The organism is Pedobacter insulae, assembly GCF_900113525.1.
In the GTDB taxonomy this organism is placed as follows: Bacteria; Bacteroidota; Bacteroidia; order Sphingobacteriales; family Sphingobacteriaceae; genus Pedobacter; species Pedobacter insulae.
Genome location: NZ_FOPP01000003.1, coordinates 267,696 through 286,171, shown reverse-complemented (window position 1 = coordinate 286,171; position 18,476 = coordinate 267,696). Strand labels below are relative to the sequence as shown.

The window sequence follows — 18,476 nt, the reverse complement described above, 5'->3', positions numbered from 1 at the left end:
TATAGTAAATATCAAATATAAACGACTCACTTATGAACAAATCCTTTACAAAAATCATTTGTATGTTTTTTGTGCTAACCGCGACCACAGTTGCCGCCTTTGCACAAAGTATTGCTGTTAGTGGTACTGTGACCGACAAAACAACTAAAGAACCCATTCCAGGCGTTAGCGTTACTATTAAAGGAAAAACAATAGGGAATGCTACCAATGACAAGGGGCAATTCTCTTTCAGTACAACTGAAAGGGTACCTTTTACGATTGTAGTATCCTATATTGGCTATGTAACAATGGAAAGAGAAATCACCTCAAATGCAACCAATTTGAATTTTGAGTTAGAGACGGGAGTTATTTTAGGACAGGAAGTTGTTATTTCAGCTTCTAGAACGCCAGAGCGTATTTTAGAATCTCCCGTAAGTATTGAACGGATTGGCGCTGCGGCATTAAAAGAATTACCAGCACCCTCTTTCTATGATGCCTTAAATAATTTAAAGGGTGTAGAGATGAGCACACAAAGTTTGACCTTTAAATCTGTAAATACACGTGGATTTAATGCGAACGGAAACACTCGTTTTAATCAGTATATTGATGGAATGGATAATCAAGCTCCGGGCTTGAACTTCTCCGTTGGTAATATTGTAGGCTTATCTGATTTGGATGTAGACAACGTAGAGTTACTTCCTGGTGCAGCGTCTGCTTTATATGGAGCTGGGGGTATTAATGGTACATTGTTAATGACCTCTAAAAATCCATATCAATATCAAGGAGTTAGTTTCCAGTATAAAGGAGGAATTAACCATGTTGATGATAACAGTACCAATCAAGGTATACAGGAATTTAAACAATTTGATTTACGTTTAGCTAAATCGTGGAATAATAAATTCGGGATCAAAACTTCCTTCTCGTTTTTACAAGCCAAAGACTGGGCTGCGGCTGATACGAGAAATTTTGATAGAACTTCTCGTCAATTGAAGGCTGGTGATCGTAGTTCTGATCCAAACTATGACGGCATTAATGTTTATGGTGATGAAATTAGTCAAAATATGATTAACGTTGCCCAATCTCTAAACGCAGGGATTATTGCAGGAGTAAATGCAGCAAGTGGAGGGCAAATTCCTAATATCCAAACTTCGCTGAATGGTGCATTCAGTGCTTTAGGTGTTGGGGCTGGGGCGGCACCAAGTTCAGCCCAACAAGCAGCAGCATTAGGCTTTTTCCCTGCAGCTTTAAGACCAACTATTCAAAGCTATATGCCTTTTTATATTGGCTTAAGAGTCCCTGGGTTAATTCCAAACCAATTTGTATCTAGGACAGGTTATGCGGAGCACGATTTGGTAGATTACGACACTAAATCATTAAAAACCTCTACCTCGTTACATTATAGATTTAACAATACCATTGAGGCTATTGCACAGGCTAACTGGGGAACCGGTACCTCAGTGTATACCGGAACAGACCGTTATTCATTAAGAAATTTTAGCATTGGTCAGTATAAATTAGAATTAAAGGGGCAAGATTTCTTTGTAAGAGGTTATACAACTCAAGAACGTTCTGGAGATGCTTATAATGCTACTATCTTAGGAACTTTTATCAATGAGGCATGGAAACCATCAGGGGGCTTAACGGGTTGGTATGCACAATATATCGGTAATTACATTGGTGCCAGAGCAGGAGGACAAAATGATGCTGCTGCTCAAACATTTGCCAGATCTCAAGCAGATGTTGGACGTTTTGTACCCGGTTCAGTAGGTTATGAAACTGCCAAAAAGGCAATCACGGAAAAAACTATTGGTCCTCAAAATGGTGCGAAATTTAATGACAAAACTAACCTTTTCCATTACGAGGGTATGTATAATTTTTCTAATGCTTTGAATAATGTGGTAGATTTACAGGTCGGTGCCTCTTATCGTGATTATTTCCTGCATTCAGATGGTACTATATTTGATGATGCAAACCGTGATATCTCGATTGGTGAATTTGGAGCGTTTGTTCAATTAGGTAAAAAGTTGTCGGATAAATTCAAAATGACTGTTGCAGGTCGTTATGATAAAAGTAAAAATTTTGAAGGTCGCCTAACTCCTCGAGTAACAGGAGTTTACACTGTGGCCCCTAATAATAATTTAAGAATATCTTATCAAAGTGGTTACCGTAATCCAACCGCGCAAGATCAATATATTGATCTAGCAGTGGGGGGTGGCTCAACCCGTTTAATTGGGGGTTTACCTGAATCAATCACAAAATATGGCTTGAACACCAATAAAGGGGTACTAGCTTCAAGTTATAAGGCGTTTTTAGCTTCAGTTGCATCAGGTGCTCCAAATCCAGCCTTATTAACACCATATACTTTTGATGAAGGAGGTCTTCGTCCAGAGAGTGTTCAATCTTTCGAATTTGGTTATAAAGGCCTGGCAACACCAAGATTATTAATTGATGCTTATGCCTATTACAACATTTACGAAGATTTTATTGGTGGCGTAGATTTGTATCAAAACCCTACCACAACTGCAGTTAGATTTACAGTGCCTGTAAATATTGCAGGAAAAGTTAAATCATATGGAGGTGCGTTTGGGTTAGATTATCAAGTGGGTAAATGGAATTGGAATGGTAACGCATCTTACAATAAAATCGGAAACACTCCTGCTAATTTCGACAATAACTTTAATACTCCAGAATGGAGATTTAATGCCGGAATAGGTAATAGAGAGATCGCAAAAAACTTAGGTTTTAACGTACAATATCGTTGGCAAGATGAGTTCTTATGGAACTCTACCTTTGCAAGAGGGATAGTGCCATCCTATTCAACATTTGATGCACAGGTTAACTTAAAGGTTCCTTCTGTGAACTCGATGATCAAGTTGGGCGGATCTAATATTTTAAATAAATATTACGCAACTTCATTTGGTAATCCACAAGTTGGCGCTATTTATTATATTGGTTTCACCTATAACCCGTAATTATTATTAAATTTGTCAAGCTCCCCTCTGCCAATGTAGGGGAGCTTGACTTTATTTTAACCAAATTAAACATGATAAAGAGAATAATTTTAATAGCCTTATTCTTGTCGGCGCAGGCTCAGATCCTGTTGGCGCAGCTGCCTAATATCGAAAGAATTGAACCCATGAATTGGTGGGTAGGCTTCAAGAACCAATCCCTTCAGTTATTAGTTAGAGGTAACAAAATTGCCGATAGGAGCGTTAGCCTAAATTACCCTGGCGTAAAGTTGGTTAGTGTACAAAAAGTTGAAAACCCTAATTATCTTTTCTTAAACCTTCAAATTTCTTCAGCTACAAAGCCGGGAACGTTCCCAATATTGTTTAGCAAAAGTGGTGAAAGGGTGATGAAATATAATTACGAACTTAAATCTAGAACAAATCGTACTGAGGGAGTAACCAATAAAGATTTGATCTATTTAATTATGCCAGACCGCTTTGCTAATGGCGATGTGAGCAACGATAGGGTGGAAGGCATGAAAGATATGAGTCTTAATAGGGATTCAATGTACCATCGTCACGGGGGCGACATCCAAGGTATCATCAATAAATTACCTTATTTGCAGGATTTAGGCGTAACAACCTTATGGTTAAACCCAGTGTTAGAAAATAATGAATATAAAACCTCCTATCATGGCTATGCCAATACCGAAAACTATCAAATAGATCGCCGGTATGGAACCAATTTACTTTATAAAAAGCTGGTGGACGAATGTCATAAAAGAGGAATGAAAATGATCAAAGATCTGGTGCACAATCATATGGGCGACCAACACTTTCTTTTTTTGGATCCGCCGGCCAACAACTGGTTTCATCAATGGCCAAAATATACGGGAACAACCTATAAAGATCAAGCGATATTTGATCCTTATGCCTCAAAGGCAGATCAAAAACTGATGACTGATGGTTGGTTTGATAAACACATGCCGGATGTTGACCAAGATAATCCCTTGGTTAGAAATTATATTACCCAAAGCCATATTTGGTGGATAGAATTTGCAGGGTTGGATGGCTTTAGGTTAGATACTTATGCCTATAATGACCTTAACTATATGGCAGAATGGGCAAAGGCAGTAACAAGAGAGTTTCCTAAATTTACATTTTTTGGGGAAACCTGGGTACATGGAACAGCCAATCAGGTTTTTTTTACGGAAGGAAGGACAGCCAATCAGCCAATTAATACCCACCTGCAGGGTGTCACAGATTTTCAAACGTATTTTGCAATTAACGAAACGCTAAACGGCAAGTTTGGGTGGACAGACGGAGTAAACAAGTTGTACACAGTTTTGGCAAGTGACTATCAATACAAGGACCCAACCCGTAATGTGCTTTTTTTGGATAACCATGATACGGACCGATTTTTATCTAAAGTTGGTGAAGATTATGAAAAATTTAAGTCAGGAGTAATCTTATTGCTTTCTCTTCGGGGTATCCCACAGTTGTATTACGGAACGGAGGTTTTGATGAAGAACTTCGCAAATCCCGATGGTAAAGTTCGTGAAGATTTTGCTGGTGGCTGGCCAAATGATCAAACTGACAAATTTGTTGCAGAAGGGAGAAATAAAAAGGAAACTGAAGCATTCAACTTTGTTAAAAAGTTAGCTAATTACCGAAAGCATAATCCAGTACTACAAAATGGTAAACTGATGCAGTACGTACCCGAAAATGGAATGTATGTTTACTTTAGATACAATGATCAAAAAACAGTGATGGTAATGATGAACACAAATGATACCGCTGAAAAACTCGATACCAAGCGGTTTGAAGAAAGAATTGGTAAGTTAAAAACTGGTGTAAATATTGTGACTGATGAAAGAGTGGCTCTTGATGTTATAGAAATTCCGGCGAAAGGGACTTTTATACTTGAACTTCAATAATATGAGTAAAATTAAAGCATGCATTTTTGATCTTGATGGTGTTATTGTAGATACTGCGGTGTACCACTACAAGGCATGGCGCAGATTAGCTAATAAATTGGGATTTGATTTCACTGAAGAACAAAATGAGGAGCTAAAAGGTGTTAGTAGGGTAGAATCGCTTAAAATAATCTTAAGCTGGGGTGGAGTATATAAAACTGAACTGGAAATGGAAGAGCTGGCTGCTTTAAAAAATAAGTGGTACGTAGCGATGATTAAGGAAATGACACCAAGTGAAATACTCCCAGGAGCAAAGGAGTTTTTAGCGACAGTAAAGGAGCATAATTATTTAATAGCTTTAGGTTCGGCAAGTAAAAACTCTGAAATGATTTTAAATCAGATTAGGCTAACTAGCTATTTTGATGTATTAATAGACGGCAATAAGGTTACGAAATCCAAGCCGGATCCAGAGGTGTTTTTAGCGGGGGCGAAAGCATTGGCAGTAGAGCCGCATGAATGTGTCGTTTTTGAGGATGCAATTGCAGGGGTGGAAGCGGCAAAGGCAGGTAAAATGAAAGCTGTTGGAATAGGAAAAGAAGAAGTACTTAAAGAGGCTGACCTAGTAGTTAGCGGACTGGCTGAAATGACAATTGAAAAATTGCAAACTTTATCATAGACATGAAGAATTATATCAAACATAGTGAGTGGAATATTATTGAGGAGGGTTTTGATCCAAGTCTAAATAAGATTTCAGAAAGTATATTTAGTATTGGAAATGGCCGCATGGGTCAGCGCGCTAATTTTGAAGAGCACTACGGTGGCGAAACCTTGCAGGGTAATTATGTGGCAGGTGTATACTACCCGGATAAAACCCGCGTAGGCTGGTGGAAAAATGGCTATCCGGAATACTTTGCTAAGGTGTTGAATGCTGTGAACTGGATCAGTATAAATATTAAGGTGAATGGAGAAATTTTGGATCTGCATACAGCTAAAGTACTTGATTTCAAAAGGGTACTGGATATGCAGGGAGGTACATTAACCAGAACCTTTAGTGTTGAACTACAAAATGGGAACGTTCTCGATGTTGAGGCGGTTCGCTTTTGTAGCATTGTTGATGATGAAGCAGGAGCAATAAAATATACCTTAACACCTCGTAATTTCGACGGAGAGATTGAAGTTGAGTCAATACTTGACGGAGATGTTAGCAATCAAGACTCAAACTACGACGAACAATTTTGGAATGTCGTTGATTCTGCAGTAGGCGAGTTTGCATGGCTAACCATGGAGACTAAAAAAACTACTTTCTGGGTAACTTCCGGAATGCATACGCACATTTCGCAAGACGGTCATGCCTTAAATCAAAAACCAACCTATGGTTCGAAGGAAAAATGTGTGTCGCAGCGATTTATAGTGAAGACAAAAAAGAATCAAGCGACCAGTATTTACAAGTTTGCCGTAAACCTATCATCAGAGAACTATAGAAGAGAAGAACTTGCCGAAGCGGCACTTGGAACACTTAAGCGAATTGTTGCAAAGGGTTTTGATAAAATGTTGCTGGAACAGGCAGAGGCATGGAAGAAGAAGTGGGAACATGGTGATGTCATTATTGAAGGCGATATTGCAGCACAGCAGGCAATTAGATTTAATATTTTCCAAATGCATCAAACTTATACGGGAGAAGATGCAAGACTAAACATTGGACCAAAGGGCTTTACAGGTGAAAAGTATGGCGGTTCAACCTACTGGGATACGGAAGCTTATTGTTTGCCGTTTTATTTGGCAACAGCCGACCAAAAAGTAGCAGAAAACTTGCTGATTTACCGTTATAAGCACTTGGAAAAAGCGATTGAAAATGCCGCCAAGCTAGGCTTTACCAATGGAGCAGCTTTGTATCCAATGGTTACCATCAACGGCGAAGAATGCCATAATGAATGGGAAATTACCTTTGAAGAAATTCATCGTAATGGGGCTATTGCCTTTGCTATTTTTAATTACATCCGTTATACGGGCGAAAACAGTTATTTAGTACAGTACGGACTAGAAGTACTCATTGGCATTGCTCGTTTTTGGGCACAGCGGGTAAACTGGAGCATTGAAAAGAAAAAGTTTGTAATGCTCGGCGTTACTGGTCCAAATGAGTATGAAAACAACATAAATAACAACTGGTATACCAGTACGATTGCTACCTGGTGCCTAAAATATACCATTGAAGCTATGGAAGAGGCTGAGGAGCAGGACCCGGAGAGGTTTGCCCAGATTTTAACGAAGACAAAGTTTAAAGCTGAGGAAGAAGTCGCTAATTGGCAGGCAATCATTGATCAAATGTATTATCCTGAAGATAAAAACCTGGGGATTTTCTTGCAACAAGATGGTTATTTAGATAAAGAGCAAATTTTAGTAAAAGATTTGCCCGATAGTGATCGCCCGCTCAATCAGAAATGGAGTTGGGATCGAATTCTGAGATCTTGCTTTATTAAACAGGCCGATGTTTTACAGGGAATTTATTTCTTCGAAGAAGATTACGACATCGAAACAATCCGCAGAAACTATGATTTTTATGAAGCAAGAACGGTACACGAAAGCTCATTGTCGCCCTGTGTGCACGCGATTATTGCTGCCAAATTAGGCGATTTAGATCGTGCTTACGAATTTTATCTGCGTACTTCACGCTTAGATTTAGACGATTATAATAACGATACAGAGGATGGTTTGCATATCACTTCCATGGCTGGCACTTGGTTAAGTGTGGTGGAAGGCTTCGGTGGAATGCGAATAAAACATAATCAATTACATCTTTATCCAGTGTTACCCAAAAACTGGAAATCGTACACTTTTAAAATAGGATTTAGAGGGACGACGATTACAGTGAACGTAGATCATGAAAAAGTTAGTTTGGCAAGCAATAGCGCTCATAATTTAACACTAAATATTTTTGGAGAAAATGTAGAGTTATCTGGAAAGAAAACTATTGAAGTGTTCCTTAAATCTTTTACGCATTGAAAACGTTTAGTAGCATATTAATACTTGTTATGGTAACAAGTTTATTGGCTTGTATGAGTGAAAATAAAATACAAATGCTTGATCCCAATCAAAGACTAAATGAAAAAACCGAAGATAAAAAGATCATTATCTACCAAGCATTGGTACGTTATTTTGGAAATAAAAATACAACAAATACTTACTATGGTTCCATTAACGAAAATGGAAGCGGTAAGTTTAATGATATTGATGAAAAGGCTTTAACTGCTTTAAAGAATTTTGGCGTAGATTATATCTGGTACACTGGCGTAATTGAGCATGCTACCATGACAGACTATAGTGAGTTTGGAATTAAATTAGACGACCCAGACGTAGTGAAAGGTAAGGCAGGATCTCCCTATGCGATTAAAGATTATTACGACGTAGATCCGGATCTTGCAGTTGAGGTAAATAACCGAATGGCAGAGTATGAAGCGCTTCTTAACCGGACGCATGCAGCGGGAATAAAAGTCTTGATGGACTTTATACCAAATCACGTAGCGAGAACCTACCATTCGGATGTAAAACCTGATGGAGTAGAAAATTTTGGAGCGAATGATGATCCTCGCAAAAGCTTTGATCCTAACAATGACTTCTATTATATTCCGAATGAAAAGTTTGTAGTACCTACAGGCTATATCCCTGGAGGGGAGCACTATCAGCATCCACTGAAGGACGGCAAATTTAATGAGTATCCAGCTAAAGCTACTGGAAATAATGTATTTAAATCGGATCCAAGTCTGGATGACTGGTTTGAAACTATTAAATTAAATTATGGTGTAGATATACAGAAAAACAATACCAAACATTTTTTACCCCAGCCCCCGGTTTGGAAAAAGATGCGTGATATTTTAGGTTTTTGGGCTTCGAAAGGAATAGATGGGTTTAGATGTGATGTAGCCGAGATGGTTCCTGTTGAATTTTGGAATTGGGTTATTACGGATTTGAAAAAGCAATATCCTAACCTCATTTTTATTGGCGAAGCTTATGATAGAAATGAATATAAAAACTTTCTCGTAAATGGGAAGTTTGATTTTTTGTATGATAAGGTTGGCTTATATGATGGACTGAAAAGGCTTATAATGGCAGATAAGAAAGCTACTGTAAAGGATATTAGCTTTGTTTGGCGAAAGGAAAGTAATGGCTTTTCGCAACACATGCTTAGATTTTTAGAAAACCATGACGAAACGCGTATCGCTTCCAAAGCATTTGCGGGTAATCCCTTGTATGCGGTGCCAGGTATGGTTATAACGGCGACGCTAGCGTCAGGACCGGTAATGATTTACAATGGACAGGAAGTAGGGGAGGCGGGGCTTGGCATAGAAGGTTTTGGAGGAGACGATGGTCGGTCGACAATTTTTGATTATTGGGGAATGCCAAAGCATCAGTTGTGGATGAATAATGGTGCTTTTGATGGAGGTAAATTAGATGAGGATGATCAAAAACTACGGAATTTTTATGCAAAGCTTATTGCAATAGCTAAAAAACATGAGGCTATTAGCAGAGGCGATTTTTATGAACTACTTGCAGCAAACCAATCATCTCAGGGCTTCAATGATAAAGTATATGCCTATCTTAGGTATACACCAACAAAGCAAGTGCTTATTTTAACAAATTTTAATAGGAAAGCAGTTAAGCTAAAGGTAAGGTTGCCAGATGATGTTTTAACCGCATTTAACATTAACAACAAAGCAATTACTTTCAAGGACCTGCTAACGGGAACAATATTAAAAACGGAAAATATAAATAATGGCTTGGCAATTAATATGCCAGCAACCAGTGCGGTAATATTAGAGTTTTAACCACCAACGAAACAACCATCTTATGACCAACTTTCAACGTAAACCAAAACTCTCCTTTTGGAGTATTTTTAATATGAGCTTCGGCTTTCTAGGTATCCAGTTTGGCTTTGCCTTGCAAGGTGGATTTATGTCGCGGATTTTTCAAACCTTAGGCGCGAGTCAGGATAGTATTCCAGCCCTATGGATTGCCGCTCCATTAACTGGACTATTGGTGCAACCCATTATCGGATATCTTAGCGATCGCACTTGGAATGTAAGATGGGGGCGTAGAAAACCTTTCTTTTTAATTGGTGCTGTTTTAAGTACTATAACCTTGTTCTTTTTACCTAACTCACCGGTGCTGTGGGTTGCAGCGGGGTGTTTATGGGTTTTAGATGCATCCATTAACATCACTATGGAGCCTTTTAGAGCTTTAGTAGCCGACAAATTGCCCGATTCGCAACGCTCTTATGGCTTTGTGATGCAAACCTTGATTATTGGTATTGGCACTTGGGTGGCAAGTAATTTACCCTGGTTAATTAACCAACTGGGAGTTTCAAACGAAGCGCTACCAGGGGTGGTACCTTTGTCTGTAAAGATTGCATTTGGTATTGGGGGAGTGGTGTTCCTGTTGTCTGTGCTCTATACCATATTTACAACTTCAGAGTACCCACCTGATGATTTGGAAGAGTTTAAAAAGGAGAATGAAGAAAGCAAAGGGCTGGTAAAAGGCATGAAGGAAATTGGAAACAGCATAGGTAGGATGCCTAAAACCATGAAGCTTTTGGGGGTTATCCAGTTTTTTAGTTGGTTTGCATTTTTTGCCATGTGGAGCCTCGCTACACCCGCATTAACAACTCATGTGTTTAATGCGCCTGCTCCGGTAGAAACAGCGTTCGATTTAACCAATGAAATCTCTAAAGCATCTTTTATGCAAGCTAATAAGGCCTATAATGATGCTGCAGACTTAGTAGGCTCCTATATGGGGATGTATGGTTTATCATCCATGGCATTCGCGTTATTGCTTACATTTTATGCGGCAAAGAAACGGATCAATAGAAAGTATATTCATATGGCTAGTTTAATTGCTGGGGGGCTAGGGTTTATTTCGATGTACTTTATAGAGAATCCACAAAACCTTATCTGTTCCTTTATATTGATAGGTATTTCATGGGGGAGCATTCTTTCAATGCCCTACGCCATGTTGTCGAGTGCGATAAATCCAAAAAAAATGGGGATTTATATGGGGATTTTTAATATGTTTATTGTAATTCCTCAAATTATCGCTGCAACTGGTGGTTTAAATTATTTATACCAAGCAATTTTCGGCGAAGCGGTAATTAATGCAATGCTATTAGCGGGTACTTCATTAATAATTGGAGGATTGGCAAACTTCTTGATTACAGATCAAAAGGTAATCTCGCATCAGGCAGAGGATACGGAAGTATTAAGTTAATTGTTTAAATTTTTATGGCAGACGAGATAAATAAAGACCACATCGAAGAAATTAAATCAGAACATATTGAAGAAGAAATCATTCAGCACTTAAATAATCCTGTTACTAATTTAAAACCAATAGTTAAGGAATATTTAACTGATGTTAAGAAAGTTAAAAAAGAGGGTAATAAATTTTATTTCTCAGATGGCAATGCCAAAGTAGAAGTGCGGGTAGTAAGTGATGAGATCATTAGAGTTAGACTCGCACCGCATGGTGTTTTTTTAGATGATTTCTCCTATGCTGTTCCTCAAGTTGATCAAAAAGTAACAACATTTAGCTTAAAGGAAAATGATGATGATTATACCATTTCTACTAATACCGTCACCTGTAAAGTTAACAAGGCGGATTTCTTAATTTCTTTCTCGGATAATTTAACGGGATTGGAAATGAGCAAAGATGCCTCGGCTATGCATTGGGAAGAAAATGTGGAGTTTGGAGGCTATTACGTTTATGCGACCAAAGAATGTCTTCCTGAAGAAAACTTCTTTGGCTTAGGCGATAAATCGGGCAATATGAATTTGCGCGGACGGAAATTTCAAAACTGGAATACCGATGCTTATTCTTTTGGCTGGGATCAAGATCCGTTGTACCGAACTATTCCGTTTTATATAGGCGTTCATGAAGCGGCCGCCTACGGTATCTTCTTCGATAATACTTTTCGTTCTTATTTCGATTTCGGAAAGGAGAATTACGAAAAAACAAGTTTCTGGGCTGATGGTGGAGAGCTACAATATTACTATATCCACGGGCCTCATATGATGGACGTAGTTAAACGTTATCAAACTTTAACAGGCACACATCAACTACCACCAAAATGGGCATTAGGTTTTCATCAATGTAGATGGAGCTATTATCCGGAAAAGAAGGTTAGGGAAATTGCTGAAGGCTTTAGGCAACGTCAAATTCCATGCGATGCCATTTATTTGGATATCGATTATATGGATGGGTATAGGTGTTTTACTTGGAACAAAAAATATTTTCCTGATCCCAAAAAGATGATCAAGGATTTAGCCAATATTGGCATGAAAACCGTTGTGATGATCGATCCTGGAATTAAAGTCGACGATAACTATTGGGTTTTTAAAGAAGGTAAAGAAAACAATTATTTTTGTCGCCGGAGCGATGATTACTTTATGGAAGGGCATGTATGGCCGGGCCGTTGTCAATTTCCAGATTTTACCAATCCAACCGTAAGAGAATGGTGGGGTGGTTTGTATAAAGAATTGATTGATTTGGGCGTTGCTGGATTTTGGAATGACATGAATGAGCCCGCCGTATTTGGAGCTGGAACATTCCCAAATGATGTACGCCATAATTACGATGGCTATCGTGGTTCACATCGCAAAGCGCATAACATTTATGGAATGCAAATGGTGCGATCAACCTATGACGGTTTGAAAAAACTGATGCGTAATAAACGTCCGTTTACCATTACTAGAGCAGGCTATTCGGGTGTGCAACGTTATGCATGCGTTTGGACGGGCGACAATGTGGCTACATGGGAACATTTAAAATTAGGTAATATTCAATGTCAGCGCATGTCGATTTCTGGTGTTCCCTTTGTTGGTACCGATATAGGTGGTTTTAGTGGCGAGCCAGATGGCGAATTATTTACCCGTTGGATCCAATTAGGTACTTTCTCACCTTTTATGCGCGCACATTCTGCCGGAGATACCTCGGAACGTGAACCATGGAGCTTTGGAGAACCTTTTACAAGTATTAACCGTAAGTTTATTGAACTGCGATATCAATTAATGCCTTATATCTATTCGGTATTTTGGGAGCATCACCGCTATGGTTTCCCAATTTTAAGACCATTGGCAATGCTTGAACAAGAGTATGTGAGCAATCACTACCGTCAGGATGAGTTTACATTTGGAGATAAAATTCTGGTATGCCCGGTTTTGGAGCAAGGTGCAACCTCACGACTGGTGTACCTGCCTAAAGGTCAGTGGTATAATTTCTGGACACATGAATTGTTGAATGGTGAAAATGAATACGATGTTCAGGCACCTTTAGAAGATATGCCATTGTTTGTGAGAGCAGGCTCTGTTGTTCCGGAATACCCAGTTATGCAATATGTTGGCGAAAAACCGATTGACGAGGTATGGTTAAATATTTACTATGCTGGGTATGAAGTAAATTCGTTCATGTTCGAAGATCACGGCGATACATTTGCTTACGAACAGGATATTTACTTAGAGAAAAAATTTAGTGTTAAAGGTGATGGCAAAAACTTGGTCATCCAACAAGTTATCGAAGGACTTTATACACCCAACTATGAGTTATATGATTACAACGTAATTGGTCTGCCTTTTGAAGTAAGCAAAATCTTTGTCGATGATAAAGAGATAACCGAATTTAATATTGATGATCGAAAAAGACTTAGGTTTAAGTCGAATAAGAATTTTATGCATATTAAGGTCATTGGCGCTTAGTGTTTTAGGCCGTCATGAGAAGTCCCGTCATTGCGAGGCACGAAAATCATAAAATCACTGGGTTAATTGAACTGAAACTATCAACTAAAAAACTATGCTTCCAGAACGCCAACCGCCAACCGCTAAGCGCTTAACACAAACCGTTTGGGAGCATAGTTTATTGACTGATTTTGACATAGGCTTGTTCTTATCAGGAAAACATTTTCGTCTCTACGAAAAAATGGGTGCTCATCTTTGCGAGCTTGATAAAATTAAAGGCACGTATTTCGCAGTATGGGCTCCCAACGCGCAAGAAGTTACCGTGATTGGAAATTTTAACAATTGGAGCCGCCATACACATTATCTGAATAAAAGACGGGATGCCTCCGGGATTTGGGAAGGCTTTATCCCGAATGTTGGCAAAGGCGAAGTTTATAAATATTATATCAAAGGGTTTGATGGAAGTGATATCGAAAAGGGAGACCCTTATGCTTTACGTTGGGAGCATCCACCCCAAAAGGCTTCTATAGTTTGGGATACAGCTTATCGTTGGAAAGACAAAGCCTGGTTAAGTAAACGTCCCAAATTAAATGCACTCAATCAGCCAATTTCTGTCTATGAAGTGCATTTGGGGTCATGGCAACGTGACCCGGCAAATCCAGAACGTGTATTAAGTTATGGCGAAATTGCGAAAACCTTAGTTCCATATCTATTGGAGATGGGCTTTACACATGTTGAACTGATGCCGATTATGGAATATCCCTATTATCCTTCATGGGGATATCAGATTACAGGATATTTTGCAGCCAGTTCCAGGCATGGACATCCACAGGATTTAATGTACCTAATAGAAGAATTGCATAAAAATAATATCGCAGTAATTTTAGATTGGGTACCGTCGCATTTTCCAGGCGATGCAAATGGCCTATTCTACTTTGATGGCACGCATTTATTTGAGCACGCCGATATGCGCAAAGGTTTTCACCCCGATTGGAAATCTTATATTTTTAACTATGATAGAAATGAGGTTCGTTCATTTTTAATTAGCAATGCATTATTTTGGATCGATCAGTTTCATGCCGATGGCTTAAGGGTCGATGCCGTTGCCTCCATGCTTTATTTCGATTTTTCTAGAACTCCAGAGGAAGCAGGAACCAATGAATTTGGGGGCAGCGAAAATTTAGGCGCAATTACTTTTCTTAAAGATTTAAATGAAGCTATTTACGGGAATTATAATGGTGTTCAGACCATCGCAGAAGAGAGCAGTACATTTGATGGAGTAACACGGCCTGTGTATGCTGGGGGACTAGGTTTTGGCATGAAATGGATGATGGGATGGATGAATGATACGCTGAAATATTTCAAGAATGATCCGATTAATCGAAAAGCTACGCATCACCAATTAACATTTAGTATAACGTATGCTTTTACCGAGAATTTTATGCTTCCCTTTTCGCATGATGAAGTGGTGCACGGTAAATCATCCATGATCTATAAAATGCCTGGCGATGAATGGCAAAAGTTCGCTAATTTAAGAACGCTGTATGCTTATATGTTTACCCATCCAGGTACCAAACTCTTATTTATGGGCAATGAGTTTGCACAAACTACCGAATGGAACTTTACCCAGTCGCTAAACTGGGACTTGCTCCAATATCCGCCACATGCGGGAATGCAACAATTGGTGAAAGCACTTAATAATCTCTACCGAAAGGAACCTGCTTTATATCATTATAATTTCTCTTATGAGGGTTTTGACTGGATTAATGCAGATGATGCCGATCATTCGGTTTACAGTTATGTTCGTCGTTCTAATAAAGCAAAAGACACTTTGTTGGTTTTAATAAACGTCACACCTGTTTTTAGGACGGATTATCGTGTTGGTGCACCGGGTAAAGGCAAATGGAAGGAAATATTTAATACAGATTCAATGGAGTTCTTTGGCAGTGGAAAATTAAATGAAGAAGCGGTTAGTGCAGAAAACATTGAATGGGATGGACAGCAGCAATCTATTTTAATTAATGTGCCGCCATTGGGGGTAGCTATTTTTAAAAAGGCTTAACTGAATCATTTTTTATGAAAAGAACTTTTTATCCCATTTATTTTAAGGCAAAGAAGTAGATGGTTTTAAATAGATCTTTGTTAACCATGCTAATATTGCCAAAATCAATATCCCCCCAGTGATTCCAATTATCAGCTTCCAGTCGGTGGCTTTAGATAATGGTATCACCTGATCATTGCCCATTAAGATCAAGTTATCCCAATAATAGGGCAGGTAAAGCGAGCTGTTGTTTTGAGGGTTATTTAACCAATCTATTTTAGCTTGATGCAAAGCTTCTCCACTACTTTTTCCGTTTACCAAATGCAGATAAAAACTACTGATGATTTTCGCTGCGGTTACATCATTTACATTCCACAAACCGGCGATGGTAGCGGGGGTTCCAATTGCATTAAAACCTCTTGATAGACTGATGATTCCTTCGCCGTTTGCAAGTAATCCATCTGCAGTTCGGCAGGCACTTAAAACCACTAGTGAGGGCGAATATTTTTTTGCCGAGAGCTCAAATAGAAATAATTTTTCTTGGTCGAGATCTAAGGTAGGTTCTTGATTGTTGCCCGATAAATACGCATGGGTACTAATATGTAATACTCTACTCTGTTCGAAAGCACGATTAAGTGCGGATGTGGTCACTTCCTCATTGAATAGGAAGTCCCCTTCGATAGTTTTCTCAATCGCATGAGCTTCATCTTCTACTGCTTTTAGGGGTTGATTGCTGTTTTTTTGGTGTGTTACAAAAAGCCCGCTAAAATTTGCACCAGTAGATTCCATTTTATTGGCAACCAAAGTTTTTAGAGAGAAAGCATAAGTAATGTGATTATTCTTAATTAAAAATGGCCAATTTGAAATGCTAGGTCTATAACGTTGATCAGTGATTAAACCATCAAAAGAGATATAACCCAGCACATCATCGGGGACAATCATTACCGCTTCGTTTTTTGGAAGCTCAATGCCACCTAGAATAGATTGGTAAATTTTATTCGATGCTGCGTAAAATGCCTTGGGCGCATTGATCATTGCATTAGGTCCGAGCTGAAAATAGGTGTTTGTGTAAGCTTTAATAGCTAGCTTAATGGATTTCGCATTATTTAATTTAATGACATTGTTAACCTTTCTTTTTTCGATATCAATGAGATAGATGGCTTTACTACCAAAGAAATAAACGATTGTTTTTTGGTTCGGCATGGCCGCTAAAACTTTATCAATCGGCAAACTATTATAGTCAGCATTAAATTGCTGATATTTTTGCTTGATCTTTTTGTCTACTAAAGCGAGATCATATTTTAAGGCCGCTGTTGCAATTGACACCTTATTTGTTCTGCCTTCAATTTCTTGTTTTTCATTGTAGACGATTGCTCTTTCTAAAGCTTGTTTCCGAATAAAAAGAGAGTCTTTTTTATTTACCGAACCTAAATTCTGATTACGATTAATTTGGTCTAAGAGTGTTCTAGCTTTAGTTTGCTCAGCCAAAGTTAAGATTTCATTTAGAAGCGATGGATCTTTAATTTTTTGGTATAAATTGAAACAGATTTCAATGCCTTTTTCTGCAATGGTCTTTAGATTCCCCTGTAAACGCTCTTTGGTTCTATCATCGCCAAATTCATTTCTAATTTTATCCGCCGATAGCAAGGCCCGTTTAATGTTTTGATAGGCTTCATTGGGGTTTTTTAATTGCAGATAAGCTTCTGCACGTTCTCTAAAAGCATCAATGAGCATATTATCACCATATATTTTGTGATTATTAACTTTAGCATTACGGTCGGTTATTTTTAAAGTAAAAAGTGTTTGATTAAAGTAATCGATTGCAGCCAATGGGTCTTTCTCGAGTAATTTGATTGTACCTAAATGAGTTAAGATATTTGCCTTTTCTCTTAATCTAGTGCCATTATAGTATTTATCGAGTATTCCTAATGCCTTATGGAGATAGTTTTCGGCCCTTTTCAGTTTATTTAGCGCCTTATTAATTTTTCCGGCAGTAGTATAGGATCCCATTAACCAATAGGCGGTAGTTACGGTTACTTTTTTTTGTTTTTGGATGTTATTTTCAATCAATTTTTCTGCCTGCAGATATGCTTGTTGATCAACTAACACTTCCGCTAATATATTAGTTAAAATAATGTTTAACTGACTGTTGGTGCCCACCAATTTCAAGCCGGCATTGATATGCTTTTCAGCAGCTGCAAGGTTGCCCATCGATTGATAAGAAATAGCGATATTGCTATACACAGCAGCAATATTTTCAGGCTTGTCTTTAATTTTTATCAAAAACTTAACGGATAGTAACTGCATGTATAGAGCTCTTTCATAGTCGCCTATTCTAGTGTAGTTATTACTCAAGGGTTTCAAAGTATATTCTACAATTTCGTAACCAGAAATTTTATTTTTTAGATAGTAGGCGTAGGCATCCTCATAACTTTTAATAGCGCCCAATATATTGCCATCCAGCAGTTGATAATATCCCTGGTTGTTCAGTAGATCTAAAAAAATATAATGCTCCTCATAGGTTTTTGGCTTACGCCAAAACAGTTGCTGACTCTCCATTAAATAAGCAAATCGTTGTTCGGGATTTATGGAAACATAATCTAGTCGCTCAATAATCCACGAACCTAAGTCGTCTTTTGCTTTTAAAGAGTCCAGTTTTTTTTGAATGGCATCGTTTTGCGCAAATAAAAAAGAATTTGAGGTTATAAGTAAAGTTAAAAATGTAAACCGTAGTAAAACTGAACGCATAAAGGGAATTGCATTTCAGCTAATTTAAAGAAATTGATTGTTTTTCCTAGAGTCCGACTTACGAAATCCCATCATTTACGAGATCCCGTCATTGCGAAATCCCGTCATTGCGAGGCACGAAGCAATCTCT

The 18,476-nt window shown here is 38.4% G+C and carries 9 protein-coding genes; 8 read left to right on the top strand and 1 reads right to left on the bottom strand.

All coding sequences use genetic code 11. The features are described from left to right. Positions 1-32 precede the first annotated feature (32 nt). The 8 genes from BM207_RS06465 to glgB all read left to right on the top strand — a co-directional run bounded on the left by BM207_RS06465 (position 33) and on the right by glgB (position 15,619). Positions 33-2,951, top strand: a complete 2,919-nt coding sequence (locus BM207_RS06465; RefSeq protein WP_090992756.1) for a TonB-dependent receptor — start codon at positions 33-35, stop codon at positions 2,949-2,951. Positions 2,952-3,022: 71 nt separating this feature from the next. Further along, positions 3,023-4,864, top strand: coding sequence for a glycoside hydrolase family 13 protein (locus BM207_RS06460; RefSeq protein WP_090992755.1), 1,842 nt, complete (start codon positions 3,023-3,025; stop codon positions 4,862-4,864). Between the two features lies 1 nt (position 4,865). Continuing rightward, positions 4,866-5,519, top strand: coding sequence for a beta-phosphoglucomutase (gene pgmB, locus BM207_RS06455; protein WP_090992754.1), 654 nt, complete (start codon positions 4,866-4,868; stop codon positions 5,517-5,519). A 2-nt stretch (positions 5,520-5,521) separates the two neighbouring features. Then, positions 5,522-7,843 carry a glycoside hydrolase family 65 protein gene (locus BM207_RS06450; protein WP_090992753.1) on the top strand — a complete coding sequence of 774 codons (2,322 nt, stop codon included), beginning with the start codon at positions 5,522-5,524 and terminating at the stop codon, positions 7,841-7,843. A 29-nt stretch (positions 7,844-7,872) separates the two neighbouring features. After that, positions 7,873-9,663 carry an alpha-amylase family glycosyl hydrolase gene (locus tag BM207_RS06445; protein ID WP_245768047.1) on the top strand — a complete coding sequence of 597 codons (1,791 nt, stop codon included), beginning with the start codon at positions 7,873-7,875 and terminating at the stop codon, positions 9,661-9,663. A gap of 22 nt (positions 9,664-9,685) precedes the next feature. Beyond that, entirely contained in the window at positions 9,686-11,098 is a 1,413-nt protein-coding gene (locus tag BM207_RS06440; protein WP_090992752.1) for an MFS transporter, read from the top strand. Between the two features lie 14 nt (positions 11,099-11,112). After that, positions 11,113-13,578, top strand: coding sequence for a glycoside hydrolase family 31 protein (locus tag BM207_RS06435; protein ID WP_090992751.1), 2,466 nt, complete (start codon positions 11,113-11,115; stop codon positions 13,576-13,578). Positions 13,579-13,672: 94 nt separating this feature from the next. Next, positions 13,673-15,619 carry a 1,4-alpha-glucan branching protein GlgB gene (glgB, locus tag BM207_RS06430; RefSeq protein ID WP_090992750.1) on the top strand — a complete coding sequence of 649 codons (1,947 nt, stop codon included), beginning with the start codon at positions 13,673-13,675 and terminating at the stop codon, positions 15,617-15,619. A gap of 42 nt (positions 15,620-15,661) precedes the next feature. On the opposite strand, the gene BM207_RS06425 is transcribed toward glgB, so the two are convergent. Next, a complete protein-coding gene (locus BM207_RS06425; protein ID WP_090992749.1) occupies positions 15,662-18,346 on the bottom strand; it encodes a CHAT domain-containing protein in 2,685 nt (894 codons plus the stop codon). Positions 18,347-18,476 lie beyond the last annotated feature (130 nt).